The 21,036-nt window shown below is 62.0% G+C and carries 21 protein-coding genes; 14 read left to right on the forward strand and 7 right to left on the reverse strand.

The genetic code is table 11. The annotated features are described in order from the left end of the window. Window positions 1–67: 67 nt before the first annotated feature. A complete protein-coding gene (gene yihA / locus J5X93_RS00715) occupies window positions 68–697 on the reverse strand; it encodes a ribosome biogenesis GTP-binding protein YihA/YsxC (RefSeq protein WP_070575832.1) in 630 nt (209 codons plus the stop codon). A 208-nt stretch (window positions 698–905) separates the two neighbouring features. Between yihA and J5X93_RS00720 the strand changes: the two genes are divergently transcribed. From J5X93_RS00720 to J5X93_RS00755, 8 genes are all read left to right on the forward strand, one after another. Beyond that, window positions 906–1,208 (forward strand): c-type cytochrome, encoded by a 303-nt coding sequence (locus J5X93_RS00720; protein ID WP_043207724.1) that lies wholly within the window; start codon window positions 906–908, stop codon window positions 1,206–1,208. A gap of 31 nt (window positions 1,209–1,239) precedes the next feature. Then, the gene (locus J5X93_RS00725; protein WP_043207726.1) at window positions 1,240–1,857 is read left to right on the forward strand and encodes a c-type cytochrome; all 618 of its coding nucleotides are present in this window, start codon (window positions 1,240–1,242) and stop codon (window positions 1,855–1,857) included. 186 nt (window positions 1,858–2,043) lie between these two features. Continuing rightward, window positions 2,044–2,676, forward strand: coding sequence for a thiol:disulfide interchange protein DsbA (gene dsbA / locus J5X93_RS00730; protein WP_043207728.1), 633 nt, complete (start codon window positions 2,044–2,046; stop codon window positions 2,674–2,676). Window positions 2,677–2,688: 12 nt separating this feature from the next. Continuing rightward, window positions 2,689–3,543 carry an endonuclease/exonuclease/phosphatase family protein gene (locus tag J5X93_RS00735; protein ID WP_043207730.1) on the forward strand — a complete coding sequence of 285 codons (855 nt, stop codon included), beginning with the start codon at window positions 2,689–2,691 and terminating at the stop codon, window positions 3,541–3,543. Window positions 3,544–3,571: 28 nt separating this feature from the next. Continuing rightward, window positions 3,572–5,542: a GGDEF domain-containing protein gene (locus tag J5X93_RS00740; RefSeq protein ID WP_250034270.1), complete on the forward strand. Its 1,971-nt coding sequence runs from the start codon at window positions 3,572–3,574 to the stop codon at window positions 5,540–5,542. Window positions 5,543–5,638: 96 nt separating this feature from the next. Then, on the forward strand, window positions 5,639–6,034 hold the full coding sequence (locus tag J5X93_RS00745; protein WP_052352394.1) for a hypothetical protein: 396 nt from the start codon (window positions 5,639–5,641) through the stop codon (window positions 6,032–6,034). Between the two features lie 81 nt (window positions 6,035–6,115). Then, entirely contained in the window at window positions 6,116–6,892 is a 777-nt protein-coding gene (locus J5X93_RS00750) for an N-acetylmuramoyl-L-alanine amidase (RefSeq protein ID WP_043207733.1), read from the forward strand. Window positions 6,893–6,993: 101 nt separating this feature from the next. Continuing rightward, window positions 6,994–8,595 carry an EAL domain-containing protein gene (locus J5X93_RS00755; protein WP_043207735.1) on the forward strand — a complete coding sequence of 534 codons (1,602 nt, stop codon included), beginning with the start codon at window positions 6,994–6,996 and terminating at the stop codon, window positions 8,593–8,595. Window positions 8,596–8,711: 116 nt separating this feature from the next. Here the strand turns inward: J5X93_RS00755 and J5X93_RS00760 are convergent, their stop codons facing one another. Both J5X93_RS00760 and algB read right to left on the reverse strand, forming a co-directional pair. Continuing rightward, a complete protein-coding gene (locus J5X93_RS00760) occupies window positions 8,712–10,490 on the reverse strand; it encodes a KinB sensor domain-containing domain (RefSeq protein WP_182942108.1) in 1,779 nt (592 codons plus the stop codon). Next, window positions 10,487–11,833: a sigma-54-dependent response regulator transcription factor AlgB gene (algB, locus tag J5X93_RS00765; RefSeq protein WP_043207739.1), complete on the reverse strand. Its 1,347-nt coding sequence runs from the start codon at window positions 11,831–11,833 to the stop codon at window positions 10,487–10,489. Before algB ends, J5X93_RS00760 begins: the two co-directional genes overlap by 4 nt. Window positions 11,834–12,046: 213 nt before the next feature. On the opposite strand from algB, the gene J5X93_RS00770 reads away from it, so the two are divergent. The 6 genes from J5X93_RS00770 (at window position 12,047) to J5X93_RS00795 (ending at window position 17,489) form a co-directional block, all read left to right on the forward strand. Next, on the forward strand, window positions 12,047–12,868 hold the full coding sequence (locus J5X93_RS00770) for a BON domain-containing protein (RefSeq protein ID WP_250034273.1): 822 nt from the start codon (window positions 12,047–12,049) through the stop codon (window positions 12,866–12,868). Window positions 12,869–13,041: 173 nt separating this feature from the next. Then, window positions 13,042–13,326 carry a hypothetical protein gene (locus J5X93_RS00775; RefSeq protein WP_043207741.1) on the forward strand — a complete coding sequence of 95 codons (285 nt, stop codon included), beginning with the start codon at window positions 13,042–13,044 and terminating at the stop codon, window positions 13,324–13,326. 41 nt (window positions 13,327–13,367) lie between these two features. Continuing rightward, entirely contained in the window at window positions 13,368–13,529 is a 162-nt protein-coding gene (locus J5X93_RS00780; protein ID WP_003252966.1) for a DUF1328 domain-containing protein, read from the forward strand. Between the two features lie 2 nt (window positions 13,530–13,531). Beyond that, a complete protein-coding gene (locus tag J5X93_RS00785) occupies window positions 13,532–14,002 on the forward strand; it encodes an inhibitor of vertebrate lysozyme family protein (protein WP_043207743.1) in 471 nt (156 codons plus the stop codon). Between the two features lie 731 nt (window positions 14,003–14,733). After that, entirely contained in the window at window positions 14,734–16,086 is a 1,353-nt protein-coding gene (gene gltP / locus J5X93_RS00790) for a glutamate/aspartate:proton symporter GltP (RefSeq protein WP_043207745.1), read from the forward strand. A 173-nt stretch (window positions 16,087–16,259) separates the two neighbouring features. Beyond that, entirely contained in the window at window positions 16,260–17,489 is a 1,230-nt protein-coding gene (locus J5X93_RS00795; protein ID WP_043207747.1) for a spore maturation protein, read from the forward strand. On the opposite strand, the gene J5X93_RS00800 is transcribed toward J5X93_RS00795, so the two are convergent. The 4 genes from J5X93_RS00800 to J5X93_RS00815 are packed head-to-tail and all read right to left on the reverse strand — an operon-like array spanning window position 17,471 to window position 20,957. Next, window positions 17,471–18,094, reverse strand: a complete 624-nt coding sequence (locus J5X93_RS00800; protein ID WP_250034274.1) for an ABC-type transport auxiliary lipoprotein family protein — start codon at window positions 18,092–18,094, stop codon at window positions 17,471–17,473. The genes J5X93_RS00795 and J5X93_RS00800 overlap by 19 nt on opposite strands. After that, window positions 18,091–19,029 carry an MlaD family protein gene (locus J5X93_RS00805; RefSeq protein ID WP_250034277.1) on the reverse strand — a complete coding sequence of 313 codons (939 nt, stop codon included), beginning with the start codon at window positions 19,027–19,029 and terminating at the stop codon, window positions 18,091–18,093. Before J5X93_RS00805 ends, J5X93_RS00800 begins: the two co-directional genes overlap by 4 nt. A 3-nt stretch (window positions 19,030–19,032) precedes the next feature. Next, on the reverse strand, window positions 19,033–19,827 hold the full coding sequence (locus J5X93_RS00810; RefSeq protein ID WP_182816882.1) for an ABC transporter ATP-binding protein: 795 nt from the start codon (window positions 19,825–19,827) through the stop codon (window positions 19,033–19,035). After that, a complete protein-coding gene (locus J5X93_RS00815) occupies window positions 19,824–20,957 on the reverse strand; it encodes an ABC transporter permease (RefSeq protein WP_043207755.1) in 1,134 nt (377 codons plus the stop codon). The genes J5X93_RS00810 and J5X93_RS00815 overlap by 4 nt, the downstream gene beginning before the upstream one ends. Window positions 20,958–21,036 lie beyond the last annotated feature (79 nt).

Genomic DNA, 21,036 nt, shown 5'->3' on the forward strand with positions numbered 1-21,036 from the left:
GCTGTGGGAGCGGCTTTACCCGCCATCGGGTATCAAGCGTACGCTCCCACCGGACACGGCCTTGTCCTCAGGCGGGCTTGTCTTCCAGCTCCATCCACTCGGCCAACACGCCGTAGGCTTCCTCGAGCCCGAGGCGCTTGGGGGCCGAGAACAACTGGATGGTCACCCCATCGCCCCAGCCCTTGCGGATTTCCGACTGCACCTTGAGCAGCGTGTTCTTGGCCGCGCCAAAGGTGAGCTTGTCGGCCTTGGTGAGCAGGATGTGCATTGGCATGGCGCTGGCCTTGGACCAGTCGAGCATCATCTTGTCGAAATCGGTCATCGGGTGACGCACATCCATCAGCAGGATCACTCCGCGCAGGCACTCACGGCTGCCCAGGTAGGCTTCCAAGTGATGCTGCCAGTGCTGCTTGAGTGGGATCGGGACTTTTGCATATCCGTAGCCTGGCAGGTCGACCAAACGCCGTTCATCGTCCAGACTGAAGAAATTCAACAGTTGGGTGCGCCCGGGGGTCTTGGAGGTACGCGCCAGGCTGGCATGGGTCAGGGTATTGAGGGCGCTGGATTTGCCGGCGTTGGAACGACCGGCGAAAGCCACCTCGTAACCCTGGTCTTGAGGGCATTGTTCGACCTTGGCGGCGCTAAGGGCGAATTTGGCTTTCTGGCAGAGGCCGAGGATGGGGTTTTTGACTTGCATGGGATATCCGATATGGGTGTTGCCAAGGCCAGCCATTCAGGCGCCGGGCGCGGCAAGCTGTGTCGTTTCCGTTTGGATGGCGGAAGTATATAATGCCCCAGTTTTTGTGTGCGCATTATCCCGGCGTAGGATGATGTGCATGGGGTGTCGAACAATAGCTCGCGCATTAGAACGCAGCGCGGCCCCCAACCCTGAAAGGTCGTTGCGCATGGCGAAATGGCTGCTTGCTGTCGGTATGTTCCTGCCGTTTTTAAGCGCTCAGGCTACACAGGATCCCGAGGCGTTGTACAACCGCACGTGTGCGGCCTGTCATGCCGGGCAGTTGCCACAGGCCCCCCAGCGGGGTGATCGGGCAGCGTGGAATCCGAGGCTTGCGCAAGGTATGGACGTATTGGTGGCGCATGTTACCCAGGGTTTCAAGGCTATGCCGCCGCGTGGATTGTGCATGGACTGCAGTACCGAGGACTACCGGTCTGTCATCCTCTGGATGAGCGACAGTCCCGATACATAACATTTCACCCCTAGCCGTGTTGGATTAGCTGATGAACAAACTATTCGTGAGTCTGCTGTTGACCATGGGTGTCGCAGGTGCGGCCAATGCTGCGGAACCCATCAAAGGCGATGCTGCTGCCGGTCAGGCCAAGACAGCCGTCTGTGGAGCCTGCCACAACCCTGACGGCAACAGCCTGGCGCCGAACTTCCCCAAACTTGCCGGCCAAGGCCAGCGCTATCTCGAAAAACAACTGCACGATATCAAGTCCGGCAAGCGTACCGTGCTGGAGATGACCGGCATGCTGACCAACTTCAACGATCAGGACCTGGCCGATATCGCCGCCTACTTCTCAAGCCAGAAGGGCAGTGTCGGTGCGGCTGATCCCAAGCTGGTCGAGCGTGGCCGCGCGCTGTTCAACGGTGGCGACCTGGAGAAAGGCATGCCGGCCTGCACCGGTTGCCATTCGCCCAATGGCGCAGGCATCGCCCTGGCGGGCTTCCCGCACTTGGGGGGCCAGCACGCCCAGTACGTGGCCAAGCAGCTCACCGACTTCCGCGAAGGCAACCGCACCAATGACGGTGATGCCATGACCATGCGTTCGATCGCAGGCAAGCTGAGCAACAAGGACATCGAGGCCTTGGCCAGTTACATCCAGGGCTTGCACTGAACCCTGTAGGCCCTCGCAGGCCCTGCGCATTAACGTTCGGTTAATGCTGCCTGGCAAAGATGAAAGGGCGGCCTGGACCGCCCTTTTTTCTGTCCATAGCCGTTACACTACAGAACCCGAGCCCTTCCCGACCGGTCTTAGCTACCGGTCGCGTCGAGGCGACCAATGACTGCTCAGGAGTAAAGCATGCGTAAACTGATTCTCAGCGCTGCGCTGGTCGCCGCCAGCGTATTCGGAGTGACCGCCGTACAGGCCGCGGAGCCTGTCGAAGGTCAGCAGTATTTCGAGCTGAGCAACCCCGTTCCTGTTTCCGTCCCGGGCAAGATCGAAGTCGTCGAATTGTTCTGGTACGGCTGCCCGCACTGCTACCACTTCGAACCGACCATCAATCCATGGGCTGAGAAACTGCCGGCCGACGTCAACTTCAAGCGCGTGCCCGCCATGTTCGGCGGCCCCTGGGATGCCCACGGTCAGATGTTCCTGACCCTCGAGGCCATGGGCGTCGAGCACAACGTCCATGCCGCGGTCTTCGATGCCATCCAGAACAAGCGCATGCGCCTGACCAAGCCTGAAGAAATGGCCGACTTCCTCGCCACCCAGGGCGTGGATAAAGACAAGTTCCTCGCCACCTTCAACTCGTTCGCCATCAAGGGCCAGGTGCAGCAGGCCAAGGACCTGGCGAAGAAGTACGAAATCACTGGCGTGCCGAGCATGGTCGTCAACGGCAAGTACCGCTTCGACCTGGGTACCGCCGGCGGGCCGGAAGGCGTGCTGGATGTCGCCGACCAGCTGATCGCCAAGGAGCGCGCCGCTAAATAAGCGGCGTTGCCCATGAGCCGCTTTCGCTCCACACGCCTGGTTGGCCTGCGGCAACCGCAGGTCAACGAGCATCACCTGCAGGCATCAGGCTTGCCGGCGGATGGGCGACTGCGCCTGCTCAGCTTCAATATCCAGGTCGGTATCAGCACCGAGCGCTATCGGCACTACCTGACCCGCAGCTGGCAGCACCTGTTGCCGCACAATGGGCGGGCCGGCAACCTGCAGCGGATCGGCGAACTGCTCGGTGACTTCGATCTGGTGGCCTTGCAGGAAGCCGATGGCGGCAGCCTGCGCTCGGGTTACATCAATCAGGTCGAACATCTGGCCCAGCTCGGGGCATTTCCGTACTGGTACCAGCAGCTCAACCGCAACCTCGGGCGTTTCGCCCAGCACAGCAACGGCGTGCTCAGCCGCCTCAAGCCACAGCATCTCGAAGATCACCCCCTGCCTGGCCCAGCCGGTCGAGGTGCGATCCTGGTACGTTTTGGCGAAGGCGAAGACGCCCTGATCGTGGTGATGATGCACCTGGCGCTCGGCGCCAAGACACGGGCCCGGCAATTGGCGTATGTCCGCGAGTTGATCGGCGGCTACCGCCATCAGGTGCTAATGGGCGACATGAACACCCATGCCAATGACCTGCTCGAGCATTCGCCCCTTCGCGATCTGGGCCTCATCGCGCCGCAGGTCGAGGCCACCTTTCCCAGCTGGCGCCCCCAGCGCTGCCTGGATCACATCCTGCTCAGCCCGAGCCTGACCCTGGAACGGGTCGAGGTGCTGGCCCAGCCAATTTCCGACCACCTTCCGGTTGCCGTCGAGATTCGTTTGCCTGATGCACTGACTGTGGATACGCTGCCGGCTTTGGGCTGATTGCTATCACCGGTTTGCGGATCCAGGCATGACAGACGAAGGCGAGCGCTGGAAAGAGAAGTACCTCAAAAGCATCGAACAGCAAGAGAAGCTGGAGCGCCGTTGGGAAGCTCGTCTCGATCTGCTGCGTCGCGGCCTGGTGCGCAGCACCTTGGCGGCCGAGGGCAGCGACAAGACAGTCGACCAGTGCATGAAGGAAATGCGCGAGGTCATTCGCAGCGACAACATGGACGCGGGGCTTGCGGGCCTGTTGCCACGCTTGGAAAAAGCCGTGCTGGACTCCGAGCAGCGCCGCGAGACCCGCATGACGCAGGTCAGCGAAGCCCTGACCTCACTGGTCGAGCAACTGCAGCGCTTGCCCTTGCCCGGTGATATCGCCCGGCCCCTGAAGAAACTTTCAAAGAAACTCGATGGTGGGGTTAGCCAGTCCCGAGAGCTGCCGCCGCTGCTGGGTGAGCTGAGCGGCCTGCAGGGTCGCGCCCTGAGCGTGCTGCAAAGGCCCGATGAAGAACCGCGACCAGGATTCCTCCAGCGGCTGTTCGGCGGCCGCGAGGCGGACTTGGAGCCGGCCACCCAGCTTGCTGAGGCCAGGCCTGCCGAGATCCTCGAAAAAACGCTGGCCGAACCAGCGGCGCTGGCCGATGTGGATGAACTGCATCCCTTGGCGCAACCGCAGATAGACCCTGGGCAGGCTGCTGAGCGCGATGACGATGCGCTGCCCCCTGAAACGGACGTCGAAGTAGCTGAGCTGAGCGGTACCGACGAGCCTCGCCCGCACGAAGGAGCGCTGGAAACCCTGCCGCTGCCTGAAAGCCCTGAGGCGGTTTCGTCGTCACCCATTGAAATCGAGCCTGCCGACGCGTCTGCCGTCGTCGCGGAGCAAGAGCTTGCTCATGTGCAAAGCACATTGGAAGCAGAAGGCCCGTATGCCCTCCCTGACGCTGTGGAACCCCCCTACAGCACCGTCGCGGCGCATATCGAGCAGACGCTGATCGGCCTGCTCGACGACCTGAGCCTACCGGAGCGCCATAAGGCACAGGCGTTGGCCATGCGCGAGCGGGTATCGCGTGGGTTGAACTGGTACGAGCTGATTCCGGTGCTCGATGACTTGGCCGTGCTTATGCTGGCCATCACCGATAGCGGCCAGCATGAATTCGAAGCCTACCTGCAACAGCTCAACGGGCGCCTGGAAACCTTCCAGAGCCACCTGCAAGAGGCCAGTGCCGGGCATGCCGACAACAGCTGCGCCGCGCGTGAACTGGACAACCAGTTGCGTGAGCAGGTCGATGGCCTGCAAAGCAGTGTGCAGGGCGCCGCGGACGTGGACAGCCTCAAGCTCATCCTGGAGAACCGCCTCGAAGGCTTGCTGAACACCATGGATGAGCACCAGCATGAGCGCGATCGTCGTGAGCAGGAGCTGGCGGACCGCTTGAAGGGCCTGGCCGATCGAGTGGCGAACATGGAGCAGGAAGCCCTCGGTTATCGCGAACACCTGGAGGAACAGCGCCAGAAAGCCCTGCTCGACCCCCTCACGGGGCTGCCCAATCGTGCGGCCTGGTCGGAGCGCGTCGAGCGGGAGGTCCAGCACTGGCAGGCCCACGGCGGGCATCTGCTGATGGCTATTCTCGACCTGGACCACTTCAAGCGGATCAACGACAACTATGGTCACCTGGCTGGCGACAAGGTCCTCAAGATCGTCGCCGACCAGTTGCGCAAGCGTCTGCGAGGGCAGGATTTCATCGCCCGGTTTGGCGGCGAGGAGTTTGTCGTGCTGCTGCCGCAGACCTCGCCTGCTGTCGGCCTCAAGCTGGCCGAGACCTTGCGAGCGGCCGTCGAGGCCTGCCCGTTCCACTTCAAGGGCGAGCGGGTGGTGATCACCACCTCTATCGGCCTGAGCGCTTTCCGCTCTGGCGAGCGAGGCGACCAGGTTCTCAAGCGCGCGGACGACGCGCTGTACCGAGCCAAGGATCAGGGCCGCAATCGCGTGGAGCAGGCATAATTATTTACCGCATTCACTGCGACCCTGGTGCTGACAATGGTCGACCGGAAACCTGATGGACAGGTTTCGGCCCCTTGATCGAACAGGAAATAGCAGATGAAAGCACTCAACGGATTGGCCGTGTTTGCCATGGTGCTGGCCGTGCAGACGACCGCAATGGCCAAAGAACATGTGTTTACCGCTCATGTGGCGGCGGATGGCACGCTGTTGCGGCAGTCCCCGAAATGGATCTCCGACATCACCCATCAGCCCCAGCCCAACTACTTCAGCTTGTACAAGCTGAAGTTGAACAAGCAGGTTGTGCGGCAGGACCCGGGCTTTTGCACAGTCTCTGCCATCGATGCCAGCAGTTACGATCGCCAGCTGCATGGACAAGCCAAGGTAACGGGCAAGCCTTCGGCAGAAAAGGTCGACGTGATGACTCAGCTGGTCGACAAGAAAGGACCCAGTGGCGACAACGACCTGGAGTTTCTTTTGATGTGCACGCGGTGATTGCGTTTCTCGAGCTGTAGTGAGAAGTGCACGTTATACTGTAGCGCTGTTGCCGATTACTTTACTGACGTGCCCTCTCCCATGAAAACGCTTTTTGCCGGGCTGATGTTGTTGATGGTGGCTGGCTGCTCCACCGGCCTGCGGATCGACCGTAACCATCCTTCCGTCAACCATGACAGCCGTATCCAGTTCATCGTCCTGCATTACACCAACGCATCCCTGGAGCGCTCCTTGGCCTTGCTGACCCATGGCGAGGTCAGCAGCCATTACCTGGTCGGCGATGGGCCAGCCACCGTTTATCAACTGGTTGATGAAAACCGCCGGGCCTGGCATGCCGGCGACAGCCAATGGCAAGGGCGTACTTGGCTCAACTCCAGCTCCATTGGCATCGAGATCGTCAACCCAGGCTACACCGACACACCCAACGGGCGCGTCTGGCACCCCTACAGCGAGGCTCAGATCCAGGCCTTGATCGCGTTGCTCAAGGATATCGTCAAGCGCAATCACATCGAGCCACGGCACATCATCGGCCACAGTGATATCGCGCCGCTGCGCAAGCTTGATCCAGGCCCGCTGTTCCCGTGGAAACGTCTCGCCGATGCCGGCCTTGGCGTTTGGCCAGACGCAAATGCCGTTGCACGACAACAGGCATATTTCAGCGTCAATCCTCCGACCATCAGCTGGTATCAGCAGCAACTGGCGCGATTCGGTTATGCGATCGAGCAGACCGGCGAGCTGGATGTTGCCACTCGCCATGTGATCGCGGCCTTCCAGATGCGCTTCCGTCCTCAGCGCTTCGACGGCATGCCGGATGCACAGACCGCGGCGATGCTGCAAGTCTTGAATCGCTCGCGCTGAGTAACGGTAACGAAACCTTTCTGATGGTGTCATACGCCAAACGGGCAGGCTGACTTCTCGCAGAGTTGCTATACCTCTTGGTAATCAACTGGATGCCTGTGATGTCAGCCTTCCTTGCGACACTGCGTCAAATTTTCCACCGTCCCTGGATGCTGGCTGGGCTGGCCGCATTTTCCAGCGCAATCGTGCTGCTCGCAGGAAGCTTTGGTGTCGCGCTGCAGCAGATGAAACAAAACGAAAGCGCCCAGATGAACGCCCGGGGCGAGCGTTTCCTGGAGCGCCTTGAACAGATCTTCGGCCAGTTGCGCGAAGGCGTGGACCAATTGCAGGCGCAACCTCTGCGCGGTTGTGATGCGGCGATGGTCGCGGCCTTGCAGCAGATCGGCTTGAGTTCGCGATTCATCTATGAGGCCGCCTATGTGGACGGCGCGGTAGTCTGCTCCAGCCGTGGCGCCGAGAGCACCCTCGAACCCCTTCGTGCTCCGGACATCCAGGGGCCCACCTACAGCTATTGGCTCAACACCAGCACCGAGCCGAACGAGAACCTGGCCGCCTTGATGCTGGGGCGCGGCAAGTTCCTGGTATCTACCTCGCGGGGTCATCTTTCCGATGTGGTCGACTTGCCGCCGGGTGGCAGCGTGCTGGTCGTGCTCGACCATGGTACCCGGGCGATCCCCGTGCTCGGCCCGCCCCAGCGCTGGCCTCCGCCGACAGTGGAATGGCCGCCGCCACCGAACCAGTCGTTGCTGGAGAAGAACGACTGGTTGCTCTATCACATGCCGACCAACTCGCCCGACTACCAGTTGGTGTTGATCGCGCCTCGGGCGGGCCTGCCTCTGAAGATGAACGGGATGCTCTGGCTGCTGTTTCCGGGCAGCCTGGTATTGGCCTGTTGCGTCGGCTGGCTGGTGCTGCAGTTGATTCTGCAACGGCGCTCGATGAGTTCGGAGCTGCAGAACGCCTTGCGTCGGGGCGAGCTGCAGGTGCTTTATCAGCCGATTTTCGAGCTCGACAGTCGCCGTTGCGTCGGTGCTGAGGCCTTGGTGCGCTGGCTCAGACCGGATGGCTCGCTGACCAGTCCCGATCTGTTCATCCCGTTGGCTGAAAACACTGGGCAGATCCGCCAGATCACGGACTTCGTGTTGCAACGGGTGCTGGAGCAGTTGGGCCAATTGTTGCGGGCCAATCCTTCGCTGTACATCTCAGTGAATCTGGCGGCCTGTGACGTGATGGTGCCACGCATCGGAAGGGTGGCGGCCCGATTGCTGGCGCATCACCGGGTGGCGGCCAGCCAGATCGCCTTCGAGGTGACCGAGCGGGGCCTGATCGATGTGGTGGTGGCGCGTGACAATTTACAGGCCTTGCGCGCGGTGGGGCATCAGGTCCTGATCGACGACTTTGGCACAGGCTATTGCAGCCTGGCTTACCTACAGACGCTCCCGGTCGACTGCCTGAAAATCGACAAGGCTTTCATCGATGCGCTGGGGCATGACGCTGCGAGCAGCGGCGTGGCGCCGCACATCATTCGCATGGCCCACTCCCTGCACCTGCGAGTGATTGCCGAAGGGATCGAATGCGAGGACCAGGCGGAGTTACTCAATAGCGAAGGTGTCAATTATGGGCAAGGCTGGCTGTTTGCCCATCCGCTCAGTGCCCGGCAGTTCACCGAACTGGTGACTCGTCAGCGGCGCAAAGGCAAATAGCCGGCGGCGAACGTTGTGGGTGAACCCACTCTTACAAGTTCAATGGTGCTGTCGAGAACGGCCTGGATCCTCTGGGCGCAGGTTACTCGCGAAGCACACAGCCCGCGGTGGAGGTTCTACACGGGCAAGGTCATGTAGAACTGCGTCCCCTGCCCTGGACGGGAATACACACCCATCCGCCCGCCATGCAGCTGGACGATCTCCTTGCACAACGCCAGGCCCAAACCGGCTCCGCCTTTCTTGCGCCCGACCTGGACGAAGGGCTCGAAGATCCGGGCTTGCTGGCCATAGGCGATGCCTTCGCCGTTGTCCTCCACCCCGATGATCACTCGTTCGGCATGCCGCCGCGCATGCAGCCGGATGCGCCCATCGTTGGCGGTATGACGGAGCGCGTTGTGCAACAGATTGTCCAGCACCCGGTCCAGCTGCGCGGCGTCTGCCGGGATGCGTGGTAGAGGGGGCTCGACGTCTATGAACAGCTCGATGTTCTTCTGCGCGGCCTGCTCGGCAAAGCGTGAATGGGCACGCTCGAGTAGCTCTTCGATGCTGCAGGGCGAAAGCTCCAGCTTTTGCAGGCCGCTCTGGTAGCGGGAAAAGTTGAGCAGGTCGTTGATCAGTTGGGTCAGGCGCTGCATCTCCTCGCCGATGGTGTCCAACAGGTCGTTCTCCCGCGCTTGGGGTGGAAACGTCACCCGTTCTCGCAACAGGCCAAACGCCATGTGCATGCCGGTCACCGGCGTACGCAGCTCGTGGGAGGCCCGCAGGACGAATTCACTGCGCACCCGCTCGAACGCTCGCTGCTCGGTGACGTCGTGCAGCACCATTACGGCTCCAAGGATCGGCCCTTGTGGGTGGCTGACCGGCGTCAAGCTGTAGGTGAGCAGACGGGTTTCGTCGTCCACCTCGATGCTCAGGTCGTCCGGCGGTCGGTCCAGGCTACCGCCGCGCAAGACCTGATGCAGTTGTGGCTCGAGCTCCGGGCGCTGTAATGCTTCGGCAAGGCCCGTTCCAACTCGACTGATGTCCCAACCCAACTGGCGTTGCGCCACAGGGTTCAAATGTTCAAGGCGGCCTTGGCGGTCGATGATCAGCAGACCATCGTCGATGCTGTCGAGCACGGCCTGCAGGCGCTGCTGGCCGGCCAGCAGTTCATCGATGTTGGTGGCCTGGTGTTTGCGCAGGGCATCGGCCATCAACCCGAAGCGCCGGGTGAGCTGGTTGAGCTCGGTAGCCTGGGTGACTGGCAAGGTGACGTCGAAATTGCCTTGGCCGACCTGATCGGCGGCCTTGGCCAGGGCCTCGATGGGTTGGCCGAAACGGCGAGCGATGTTGTGCGCTGTGACGAACCCGAGCACCACTACCAACAGTCCCATCAAGCCGAGCACGCCGCTGATCAGCAGGGCGCGGTCGCGCGCTTGTTCTTCGCTGCGTGTGATGCGCTCCAGGGCCTGCTTGTGGGAGTCGATCAGGTCGGTACGGACCTGATTGAAGGCGGCGCCCAAAGGTTGCTCGGTGTCCATGCTGCGCGCGGGCGCCGCGCTTTCGCGGTAGGCCTGGAGAAAGGCTTGGTAATTGCTGCTGGCCTTGCTGAAGGCGGTGCGCTCGCCGCCTTCGGCAAGGCCTTGGTTGAGCAGGGATTGGAAGTCTTCCTGCAGGGTCACCAGATTGCGTGGGTCGGTGTCCGCATCGAGGATGAGCTTCAACTGCTCTCCAAGGTTCTGTCGTAGCTTGAGGGCGATCTCCAGCGTATGGGTGGTGTCCCCCACCAATCGCTGTTGCACTGTAGCCATCTGCATCACACTGACCAGCCCGAGCAGCAGGCCGAGCAAGGCGACCGTGACCAGGGCCGAGATGCTCAGGAAAAGCCGCGTGCGCAGCTTCATGGGCCACTTCATAGGTTGTACTGCTTGCGTTTGCGGTACAGAGTCGAGGCGTCGATCCCCAGCGTCTTGGCCGCCTGGTCCAGGGTATCGCTGGCCGCCAGCACCGCGCCGATGTGGGCGCGCTCTAGCTCGTCCAGGCTCAGGGCGGCGCCGATGCGTGGTGCGTTGCTGGTGGGAGGCTCGGCCATGCCCAGATGGCTGACTTCCACGCGCTCCTGCGGACAAATGATGCTCGCCCTCTCCACTACGTTGCGCAGTTCGCGGATGTTGCCCGGCCAGCGGTAGTTGAGCAGTGCCGTGCGAGCCTCGTCGCTGAACACTCGCGCGGGCCGGGCATATTCCTTGACGAAGCGGGCCAGGAAGCGCTCGGCGAGCATGAGGATGTCTTCGCTGCGTTCACGCAGGGGGGGCAGGTGCAGGGTGATGACGTTGAGGCGGTACAGCAAGTCCTCGCGGAAGCGACTTTCACGAACCATTTCTTCGAGGTTGAGGTTGGTCGCCGCGAGGATACGTACATCGGCGCGGCGGGTGACAGGATCGCCAACCCGCTCGTATTCCTTGTCCTGGATGAACCGCAGCAGCTTGGGCTGCAGGGTCAGAGGGAAGTCGCCGATTTCATCGAGAAACAACGTCCCGCCGTCCGCCTGGCTGACGCGGCCGAGGGTGCTCTCGCTGGCCCCGGTGAAGGCGCCGCGGGTGTGGCCGAACAACTCGCTTTCCATCAATTCGGCATTGAGCGAGGGGCAATTGATGGTCACGCAGGCCTTGCGCATTCGCTTGCTCCAGCCATGGATGGCGCGGGCCAGTTCACCTTTACCGGTACCGGACTCACCCAGGATCAGAATGTTGGCATCGGTGCTTGCCACCTGCCGGGCAGTTTCCAGCACCGCCATCATGGCCGGGCTGTGGGAGTCGAGGCCGTCCTTGGGTTTGCGCACCTCGCCTTCGAGCGCTTCCAGGCGGGCGGACAACTGACGGACCTCCAGCTGCTTGGCGGTGGCCAGGCGCAGTTGGTCGGGGCTGCAGGGTTTGACCAGATAATCGGCAGCGCCGGCCTGGATTGCGTCCACCGCCGTGTCGACCGCTGAATGGGCAGTGACGATGACCACGCGCATCCACGGTGCCTGAATGCGCATCTGCGCCAGGACATCGAGGCCGTTGTCTTCGCCTAGGCGTAGATCGAGAAAGCACAAGTCGAACACCTGGCGTTGCAACAACGCTTCAGCCTGGGCGGCGCTGCTGGCCGTGGCGACGCTGTAGCCTTCATCTTCCAGGCAATAACGGAAGGTTCGCAGGATCGCGGATTCGTCATCCACCAGCAGAATGCGGCCTTGGTTGTCCTGGGCTGATTCCATTTTCCTGCGCTCCTTCGGGATTGATCTCAATTAGTGTCGGAAAAATCGGGCAAGTTGCATGGTCAATTCTGAAGGAATCCGCCCTTTGCATGCTAGCCAATAGCCTTTCTTGCCTCCTGGCCCTGCCAGGGCAGGCGCTCAGAAAGAAGACAGCGGACTGGCATGGGGGTTGCGACGGTTCTCTCTTTATATGTCACCGATGGAGGAGCTGACATGTCTTTTTCCCTGAGAATCCTGGTGCTGACGACGTGCATGCTGACCGCCGTGCCGCCGGTTTTCGCCGATCCCGTCCAGGACGCGCGCCTGCAAGGCGCCCTGCAGACAGCTCTGTCGCTGAACCGGGTGCTCAACCCCTTTCGCATCGAAGTGACAGTCAATGGCGCGAACGCCAGGTTGACCGGCGAGGTGGAAAACGATGTCGAGCGTCAGCTGGCCGAGCATGTCGCGCTTGCCACCCACGGCATCGAGCAAGTCGACAACCAACTGCAGATAAACCCGGCGCTGGTCGAGCGGCCGCTTGAACTGCGTGCCTATGCCCAGCGTCTGGAGGACGCCACCTTGGCAGCGGTGATCCGAGCCCGGCTGCTTTGGAGCCGTATTACCGAAAAGGCAGCTATCGAAGTGGAAAGCCGCGAGGGCGTGGTCACCCTGCGTGGCAAGGTCGACAGCACCGAGGCCAAGGAGCTGGCGGGCGTGTTGGCGCGGACCACCGATGGGGTGCACCTGGTCAACAACCTGGTCAGCCTGGACAGCGCCGCCATGGCCAAGGCGCGGGAGAAGCCCGTGGATGCACCGGTCGGCCCGCAGCCCAGCGACAACTGGATCGTCGACAAGATCCAGAGCAGTTACCGCTACAGCCGTAACCTCGACGGCCTGAACCTCAAGGTGGCGAGCGAACAAGGCATGGTCCGGCTTTCCGGTGAGGTCGTCAGCAGCGAGCAGAAGACCATTGCCGTGGAGGTGGCACGGCAGATCATCGGCGTGCGAGGCGTGGATGCCGACCTGTTGAAAGTCGCGAGCAAGGTTGAGGGTTGATCGTGCAAAACGCACGACCCCAGATAGGCCATCGTGCAGGATACGTGCTTGATGGTCTTTGGTGAGCTATATAAGTGATTGATTTAAAAGGATTTTAAGAGAAGGCGAAGACTGGCATGCAGGCTGCAACTTCCTGTCTAGGTTCGAATAAAAACACAGCAGGAGGAGCCGGCATGAATCGCCCATTCGTCAACCGCCCGCAGATCGCCGATTCGCCCTGGCGTCAGTGCCTGTTTCTGGGCCTTGCGCTACTGCTGACATTGGCCGCTGGCCAGTTTTACTACAGCTGGCAGACGGCGCGGTTGGCCGAGCAGGTGGCGGCGCAAACCGCGCTGTTGACGCAGATCCAGGCGAGCCGTGCCAACACCTTGGTCAAAGCCACCGCGCCGTTGCCGGCTGCCAAGGCTTCGCCAGCCCATCTGGACACTGTCGTCCATGAAGAACGCTGGGTGTTCTGAATGCCGTACCGGATCGATTTCAAAAAGAAAGGAGAACCATCATGCTGAGTTGGGCTATCACTTTCCTGATCATCGCCATCGTTGCTGCCGTGCTGGGCTTCGGTGGTATCGCCGGCGCCGCCACGGGTATTGCGAAGATTCTGTTCATCGTCTTCCTGGTGCTGTTCGTGGCTTCTTTCTTCTTCGGACGCGGCAGAGGTTGAGCATGAGCCGGATGCTATGCAAAGCCCTGGCTACTGCCCTGTTACTGGGCGGTAGCGCAGCGGCGATGGCGGCCAATGACGGCCAGGTTCGGGTCGATCAGCTGCTCGGTTCGGACCCCGATTACCGCGAAACGTGGCAGGACACGATCAAGGGCGAGGAGCGCCTGCCCGATTGGGTCATCAATTTATCCGGCAGCTCGCAACACCAGATGTCGGCGGTTACCGAGGATGGTGACCGGTACTTGGTGGGCCCTTTATGCGAATCCCCGTCCAACTGCACGTACAAGCGCCTCGTGGTGGCGTTCAGTTGGGACAAGGATCATGCCTACGGAATGCTTGTCGAAGTCCCCGAAGGCCTGCCCGCGGACAAGTCACCCACCCGACATGCGCAGTATCGCTGGCTGGGTGATCCGGACGATGGGATGAAAGCCATGCTGCAGGAGCAGCTCAAGCGGGATCCGAAGTGGTACTGACCAAGGGTCACGCATGTGTAACGTCCTAGAAGCTGAACCTTTTTATCTTTCAGGCTTCTATGGTGCGCCACTCCGAGGAGGGGTGACGCATGACCAAGGGGCTGGGCTGTTCTGATTGTTGCAGGATCGGAGTGGCCTAGGGGTACAGGGAGTACCTCCGCAATGGGCCGGGTCAGGTAGGGCGGTATCGGAAGTTTTGACCGGCGGTGTCAGATTAGGCGCAAAGCCAGGTCAGACTTCCGAGACGCCTATATAAGAAAGACGTCTGGTTGCTTTCAGTATTTTTCCCTCAAGACACATTTTGTCTCGACCGTATATCGAAATTTTTTCGATGGGCGCATCGCGTACCTTTAGTGCCTTTGACACCATTCGGATTGTCGAACAAAGGTAGAAAATCCTCGTATGGATGCCGATAAATCGGCCGAAAAATGGCGCTTTGGTCTTGTTCGGGAATCCGAACACCGGAAAACCAACCCCTTCTGATGCGCGAAATTCCTCTCAAGCCTCATGCCGATTCGGCATAGGGTAGTCATTTACGGCATTAGACTGACCCCCGTCCCGTCGCAATAGTTGCCGCCTTTTTTCGCAGGCCGGAGCGTCCGACGCTCGCTTGCGGTGACCTTCGATGGCGTCGCCGCACGGAAGTCCAACGCTACCCAATACGCTGGCAAAGGCTCTGGGATGCGTTTTTCCGCCTGGCACCCATGACCACTAGAAGAAAGGGTAAAGACATGAAGAAGGCAAAACTGAGCCTCGCCTGGCAGATCCTCATCGGACTTGTCCTGGGCGTTGCGATCGGCGCGCTGCTGAACCATTTCAGTGCAGAAAAGGCATGGTGGATCAGTAATGTCCTGCAGCCTGCCGGTGACATCTTCATTCGCCTGATCAAGATGATCGTCGTCCCGATCGTGATTTCGTCGCTGATCGTGGGCATCGCCGGAGTTGGCGACGCGAAGAAACTGGGCAGCATTGGCCTGAAGACCATCATCTACTTCGAGGTAGTGACCACCATCGCCATCGTCGTGGGCCTGGTGCTGGCCAACCTGTTCCACCCAGGTGCCGGTATCGACATGAGCACCCTGGGCACCGTCGACATCTCCAAGTACCAGGCCACTGCGGCCGAGGTGCAGCATGAGCATGCCTTCATCGAAACCCTGCTCAACCTGATCCCGTCGAACATCTTCGCGGCTGTCGCCCGCGGCGAGATGCTGCCGATCATCTTCTTCTCGGTAATGTTCGGCCTGGGCCTGTCGAGCCTGCCGGGTGATCTGCGCGACCCGCTGGTGCGCACCTTCCAGGCTGTGTCGGAGACCATGTTCAAGGTCACTCACATGATCATGAACTACGCGCCGATCGGTGTGTTCGCCCTGATCGCGGTCACTGTCGCCAACTTTGGCTTCGCCTCGTTGCTGCCTTTGGCAAAGCTGGTCCTGCTGGTGTACTTCGCCATCGCCTTCTTCGCCTTCATGGTGCTGGGCCTGGTTGCCCGCCTGTTCGGCTTCTCGGTCATCAAGATCATGCGCATCATGAAAGACGAGCTGATCCTGGCTTACTCCACTTCCAGCTCCGAGACCGTCCTGCCGCGCGTGATCGAGAAGATGGAAGCCTATGGCGCGCCGAAATCGATCTGCAGTTTCGTGGTGCCGACCGGTTACTCCTTCAACCTCGACGGCTCGACCCTGTACCAGAGCATTGCTGCGATCTTCATTGCCCAGCTGTACGGCATCGACCTGTCCTGGAGTCAGCAACTGCTGCTGGTGCTGACCCTGATGGTCACCTCCAAGGGCATCGCCGGTGTGCCGGGTGTTTCCTTCGTGGTCTTGCTGGCGACCTTGGGCAGTGTGGGCATTCCGCTGGAAGGTCTGGCATTCATCGCCGGTGTCGACCGCATCATGGACATGGCCCGCACCGCCCTGAACGTGATCGGCAATGCCTTGGCCGCCCTGGTCATCGCCCGTTGGGAAGGCATGTACGACGCCGCCAAGGGCGAGCGCTACTACAGCTCGCTGCTGGCCGGCCACAAGCATGACGCCGTGGTTGCGACTGCAAGCGAGCCTGCCAAGGCCGTGCAGCAGAACCACTAAGCACACATGCTGAAAAAAAGCCCCGACTCGATCGGGGCTTTTTGTTGCCTGGCAATCTGTCAGGGCTTTGCCGGAGCGGATTGACCCGTGGACCAGGGCAAAGCCCTGGCCCTGGCTCCAGCCCACTGGCGCGATACGCTATCATTCGGGCATTTTTCAGGGGGAACACACGGATGCTCAACGGCCTTTGGCTCGGCTTTTTCCTGGTGGCGGCGGTCAGCGCCCTGGCCCAATGGCTGGTGGGCGGCAATGCCGGCATCTTCGCGGCGATGGTCGAGAGCATCTTCGCCATGGCCAAGCTGTCGGTGGAGGTCATGGTCCTGCTGTTCGGTACCCTCACTCTCTGGCTGGGCTTCCTGAAAATCGCCGAACAGGCCGGTATCGTAGAGTGGCTGGCCAAGGTCCTGGGGCCCTTGTTCGCTCGCCTGATGCCGGAAGTGCCGCCTGGGCACCCTGCCCTAGGCCTGATCACCATGAACTTCGCCGCCAACGGCCTGGGCCTGGACAACGCGGCAACACCCATCGGCCTGAAGGCCATGCGCGCCCTGCAGGAGCTCAACCCCAGCAGCACCACCGCGAGCAATGCGCAGATCCTGTTCCTGGTGCTCAATGCCTCGTCCCTGACCTTGTTGCCGGTGACGATCTTCATGTACCGCGCCCAGCAAGGGGCCATGGACCCGACCTTGGTGTTCCTGCCGATCTTGCTGGCCACCAGTGCTTCGACCCTGGTCGGCCTGCTCTCGGTGGCAGTCATGCAGCGCCTGCGCCTGTGGGACCCGGTGGTGCTCGCCTACCTGGTGCCCGGCGCCTTGTTGCTGGGGGCGTTCATGGCTTTTCTCGGCACCCTCTCGGCAACGGCGCTGGCCAGTCTGTCGTCGATCCTGGGCAACTTGACATTGTTCGGCGTGATCATTCTGTTCCTGGTCATTGGTGCGCTGAGGCGGGTCAAGGTCTACGAGGCCTTCGTCGAGGGCGCCAAGGAAGGTTTCGATGTGGCCAAGGGCTTGCTGCCCTACTTGGTCGCCATGCTGTGCGCGGTCGGTGTGCTGCGTGCGTCCGGCGCCCTCGAGTTGGCGCTGGATGGCATTCGCCACACAGTAGAGTGGATCGGCCTGGACACCCGTTTCGTCGAGGGTCTGCCCACGGCGCTGGTCAAGCCGTTCTCTGGCAGCGCGGCACGCGCCATGCTGATCGAGACCATGCAGACCCACGGCGTCGACAGCTTCCCTGCCCTAGTGGCGGCGACGGTGCAGGGCAGCACCGAGACGACCTTCTATGTGCTGGCGGTGTACTTCGGCGCGGTGGGCATCCAGCGGGTGCGGCACGCCGTGGGGTGCGCCCTGCTCGCCGAGCTGTCCGGGGTGATCGCGGCGATTTTGGTCTGCTACTGGTTCTTCGCCTGACCCTGGCCGGCCTGGGTGACGGTCCAGTTCACCACTTGCCCTACCAGCTGGTCGCTGGCATTGCCGAACCCCGCCACTACCGCTGACACCTGTTTGTCGGCCAGCGGCTGGCGCACTTCGAAGCGATGGCTGGCAAGGATGCGCTGGCTGCGTCCGTCCACCAGGCGCGCGTCATAGCGCACCACCACCTCCACCGTGTCCTGTGCACGGTACTCGCTCTGGAATGCCTGCAACTCGCCGGCCAGCTCGTAATCGGCCTGCAGGTTGCTGTCATCGGCGCTCAGGCGCTGCACCCGTCCGTCGCGCTGGAAACCGTCGAGCAAGCGGTTGCGTATCAGCAAGGGCGCTGGATCGCTCCAGCGTGCGCCCTTGTAGCTGCTGATCACATCGCCCTGGGGGATCACTGCGATACGGGGTGTGGCCAAGACCTCACTGGCCAGGGGCTTGTTCAGACGCAACGACCAGTCCAGCGCGCTGGCGGTTCGGCTGGGTTGGTTCACGGGCAGGCGATAGGTGTCCACCGGCTCGGTCTTGGGCAGGATCGAACAGGCGGTGGCCAGGCTCAAGGTGGCGGCCCAAGCCAGAAGGCGCAGCGTCGGTCTCATGGCTGGAACTCCTTGTTGTTGTCTCGGCCCAGCAGATAGCCGCTCGGGTCGGCCTCCAGACGCCGGGATATGCCCTTGAGCGCGTTGAGGGTTTCGCGCAGTTCTCGGATGGCCGGCGCCAGTTGATTCAGGCCCTGGGCGCCACCGTCGATGGCCTCGCGGTTGTCATTGAGCATCTGGTTGATGGTCTGGGTACTCTCGGCCAGCGACTGCATGGCCTGTTCAGCGCTGTCGATGGCCTGCTTGCCTTCGCTGCCGACCAGGCTGTTGGCGTTGCGCATCAAGGCCTGGGTCTCGGCCAAGGTGGCATTGGCCTGTTTGCCGAGCTGGGCCAATTGATCGATGGCTTGGCTGATACCGCCCTTGTGGCTGGCGAAGGTGCCGGTGGTCTGCTCCAGGTTCGCCAGGGTGTTGCTCAGGCGCTCGATATTGTCATCGGAGAACATCTGGTTGGCGTTGTGCAGCAGCAGGTTGATGTTGGTCACCAGGTCACTGCTGTCGTTGAGCAGGCGCGAGATGGGCGATGGTGAGGCGACGATCACCGGCAGTTTGCCGTCCTTGCCCTTGAGCTCAGGGCTTTTCGGCGTACCACCGCTGAGCTGGATGAACGAGTTGCCGGTGACGCCAGCCAGCGTCAGCTTGGCCTGGGTGTCTTCCTTGACCGGCGTGTCGGCGCTCAGGCGGATGCGGGCCAGAACCCGGCGCGGATCTTTGGGGTCCAGGCGCAGGTTGCTGACGTCGCCGACCTTGATGCCGTTGTACTGCACCGGGCTGCCCCGGGACAGGCCGGACACCGCTTCGTTGAACACCACTTCGTAGTCTTTGAAGGTGTCATCGACGCTCGACTTGGTCAGCCATAGGCCGAACAGCATGGCGCCGGCCACCACCAGGACGGTGACTAGGCCGATCAAAACATGATGAGCTCGGGTTTCCATTGTTCAGCGCTCCTGCCCGGCGCCAGCGGCGGCCTGTTCCGCCGCCCGCCCGCGCGGGCCGTGAAAGTATTCGTGGATCCAGGGATCGTCGGTCTGCTCGACCTGGGCCAGGGGGCCGGCCACCAGGACCTTTTTCTGTGACAGCACCGCGACCCGGTCGGTGATGGTATAGAGCGTGTCCAGATCGTGAGTGATCAGGAACACCGAGAGGCCCAGGGCATCGCGCAGGGTCAGGATCAATTGATCGAATGCGGCGGCACCGATCGGGTCGAGGCCGGCGGTGGGCTCGTCGAGGAACAGGATGTCCGGATCGAGCGCCAGGGCGCGGGCCAGGGCGGCGCGCTTGATCATGCCGCCGGACAGCGAGGACGGATACTTGTCGGCGGCGGAGATCGGCAGGCCGGCCAGGGCCAGCTTGACCCCCGCCAGGTGCTCTGCGTCGGCGCGCGAGAGGCCGGCGTGCTCGATCAAGGGCAAGGCCACGTTCTCGGTGACCGTGAGCGAGGAAAACAGCGCGCCCTTCTGGAACAGCACGCCGAAGCGTCGTTCCACCAGGGAGCGCTGCTCGCTGTTCAGGGTGGCCAGGTCCTGGCCGAATACGTTGACCTGCCCTGCGTTGGGCCGGCGCAGCCCGATGATGCTGCGCAGCAACACCGACTTGCCGCTGCCCGAGCCACCGACCACGGCGAGGATTTCGCCGCGGTACAGGTCCAGGTCGAGATTCTCGTGCACGCTCTGGGTGCCGAATCGGTTGCATAGCCCCCGGGCTTCGATCACTGCGTCTGGTACGCCACTCACCAGCCCATCTCCATGAAGAACAGTGCGGCCACCGCATCGAGCACGATCACCACGAAAATCGACTGGACCACGCTGGAGGTGGTGTGCGCCCCCACCGATTCGGCGCTGCCGCTGACCTTGAAGCCTTCCAGGCAGCCAATGGCGGCGATCAGGAAGGCGAAGAACGGTGCTTTGACCAGGCCGACGATGAAATGCTGCACGCCGATGTCGCTCTGCAGCAGCGAAAGGAACATCGCTGGCGAGATATCCAAGGACAGGGCACAGACCACGGCGCCGCCGACGATGCCGCAGATCATCGCGACGAAGGTCAACAGCGGCAGGGAGATCAGCAAGGCGAGCACCCGCGGCACCACCAGCAGTTCGATGGGATTGAGCCCCAGGGTGCGGATGGCATCGATTTCTTCATTGGCTTTCATCGAGCCGATCTGTGCGGTAAAGGCGCTGGCGGTGCGTCCGGCCATGAGAATGGCGGTCAGCAGCACGGCGAACTCCCGCAGGAAGGAAAACGCTACCAGGTCCACGGTGAACACCGTAGCGCCGAAATCCGCCAGTACCGTGGCGCCGAGAAACGCCACCACCGCGCCCACCAGGAAGGTCAGCAGTGCCACGATCGGTGCGGCGTCCAGGCCGGTCTGCTCGATGTGCGCGACCACCGGCGTGACCCGCCAGCGGTGAGGCTGCCAGGCCCTGCGAGCGAGCGTCTCGAGGATCAGGCCGATAAAGCCGAGCAATTGCCGGGTGTCCTCCCAGAGGGTGGCGACGGCGCAGCCGATGCGCTCGAGCAACAGCAGCAAGACGGGGCGCTCGGCTTCCTTGACCGGGATGCAGTAGTCCTGCACCGAGCAGTAGACGTTCTTTAGCAAGGCGCGGCTGGCTTCGGGGAGGTCATGGGTGCAATGCGACAGGCGCTCGGAGCCGAGCAACTCGGCCAGCAGCGAGGCGCCGGCGGTGTCGAGTCGACCCAGCTGGCTCAGATCGGCGATCGTGTCGTCGCCATACTGTGAGCGCAACCGTTCGCTCTCGCGCTTGAGGCTGGCGTAGTGGGCCAAGGTCCAATCACCGGCGATGCGCAGGCAGGCCGGTTGGCTGCTGGTGTCCAGGGTAGCGCTGGGGGTGGTCATAGGCTCCATGCATCTGACAGGGCGCGAGGCGTCGACTCAGATCATAGCGCACCAGAGCGGCTGGGGCTGCTGGGCTGTCGCTTGCCAC

Origin of the sequence: Pseudomonas sp. BYT-1, from assembly GCF_023611805.1 — a bacterium.
GTDB lineage: Bacteria > Pseudomonadota > Gammaproteobacteria > Pseudomonadales > Pseudomonadaceae > Aquipseudomonas > Aquipseudomonas guariconensis.

What these genes read in the sequence shown, in the direction of transcription:
- yihA (WP_070575832.1), bottom strand. Translation starts at nt 697, where the DNA reads ATGCAAGTCAAAAACCCCATCCTCGGCCTCTGCCAGAAAGCCAAATTC.
- J5X93_RS00720 (WP_043207724.1), top strand. Translation starts at nt 906, where the DNA reads ATGGCGAAATGGCTGCTTGCTGTCGGTATGTTCCTGCCGTTTTTAAGC.
- J5X93_RS00725 (WP_043207726.1), top strand. Translation starts at nt 1,240, where the DNA reads ATGAACAAACTATTCGTGAGTCTGCTGTTGACCATGGGTGTCGCAGGT.
- dsbA (WP_043207728.1), top strand. Translation starts at nt 2,044, where the DNA reads ATGCGTAAACTGATTCTCAGCGCTGCGCTGGTCGCCGCCAGCGTATTC.
- J5X93_RS00735 (WP_043207730.1), top strand. Translation starts at nt 2,689, where the DNA reads ATGAGCCGCTTTCGCTCCACACGCCTGGTTGGCCTGCGGCAACCGCAG.
- J5X93_RS00740 (WP_250034270.1), top strand. Translation starts at nt 3,572, where the DNA reads ATGACAGACGAAGGCGAGCGCTGGAAAGAGAAGTACCTCAAAAGCATC.
- J5X93_RS00745 (WP_052352394.1), top strand. Translation starts at nt 5,639, where the DNA reads ATGAAAGCACTCAACGGATTGGCCGTGTTTGCCATGGTGCTGGCCGTG.
- J5X93_RS00750 (WP_043207733.1), top strand. Translation starts at nt 6,116, where the DNA reads ATGAAAACGCTTTTTGCCGGGCTGATGTTGTTGATGGTGGCTGGCTGC.
- J5X93_RS00755 (WP_043207735.1), top strand. Translation starts at nt 6,994, where the DNA reads ATGTCAGCCTTCCTTGCGACACTGCGTCAAATTTTCCACCGTCCCTGG.
- J5X93_RS00760 (WP_182942108.1), bottom strand. Translation starts at nt 10,490, where the DNA reads ATGAAGTGGCCCATGAAGCTGCGCACGCGGCTTTTCCTGAGCATCTCG.
- algB (WP_043207739.1), bottom strand. Translation starts at nt 11,833, where the DNA reads ATGGAATCAGCCCAGGACAACCAAGGCCGCATTCTGCTGGTGGATGAC.
- J5X93_RS00770 (WP_250034273.1), top strand. Translation starts at nt 12,047, where the DNA reads ATGTCTTTTTCCCTGAGAATCCTGGTGCTGACGACGTGCATGCTGACC.
- J5X93_RS00775 (WP_043207741.1), top strand. Translation starts at nt 13,042, where the DNA reads ATGAATCGCCCATTCGTCAACCGCCCGCAGATCGCCGATTCGCCCTGG.
- J5X93_RS00780 (WP_003252966.1), top strand. Translation starts at nt 13,368, where the DNA reads ATGCTGAGTTGGGCTATCACTTTCCTGATCATCGCCATCGTTGCTGCC.
- J5X93_RS00785 (WP_043207743.1), top strand. Translation starts at nt 13,532, where the DNA reads ATGAGCCGGATGCTATGCAAAGCCCTGGCTACTGCCCTGTTACTGGGC.
- gltP (WP_043207745.1), top strand. Translation starts at nt 14,734, where the DNA reads ATGAAGAAGGCAAAACTGAGCCTCGCCTGGCAGATCCTCATCGGACTT.
- J5X93_RS00795 (WP_043207747.1), top strand. Translation starts at nt 16,260, where the DNA reads ATGCTCAACGGCCTTTGGCTCGGCTTTTTCCTGGTGGCGGCGGTCAGC.
- J5X93_RS00800 (WP_250034274.1), bottom strand. Translation starts at nt 18,094, where the DNA reads ATGAGACCGACGCTGCGCCTTCTGGCTTGGGCCGCCACCTTGAGCCTG.
- J5X93_RS00805 (WP_250034277.1), bottom strand. Translation starts at nt 19,029, where the DNA reads ATGGAAACCCGAGCTCATCATGTTTTGATCGGCCTAGTCACCGTCCTG.
- J5X93_RS00815 (WP_043207755.1), bottom strand. Translation starts at nt 20,957, where the DNA reads ATGGAGCCTATGACCACCCCCAGCGCTACCCTGGACACCAGCAGCCAA.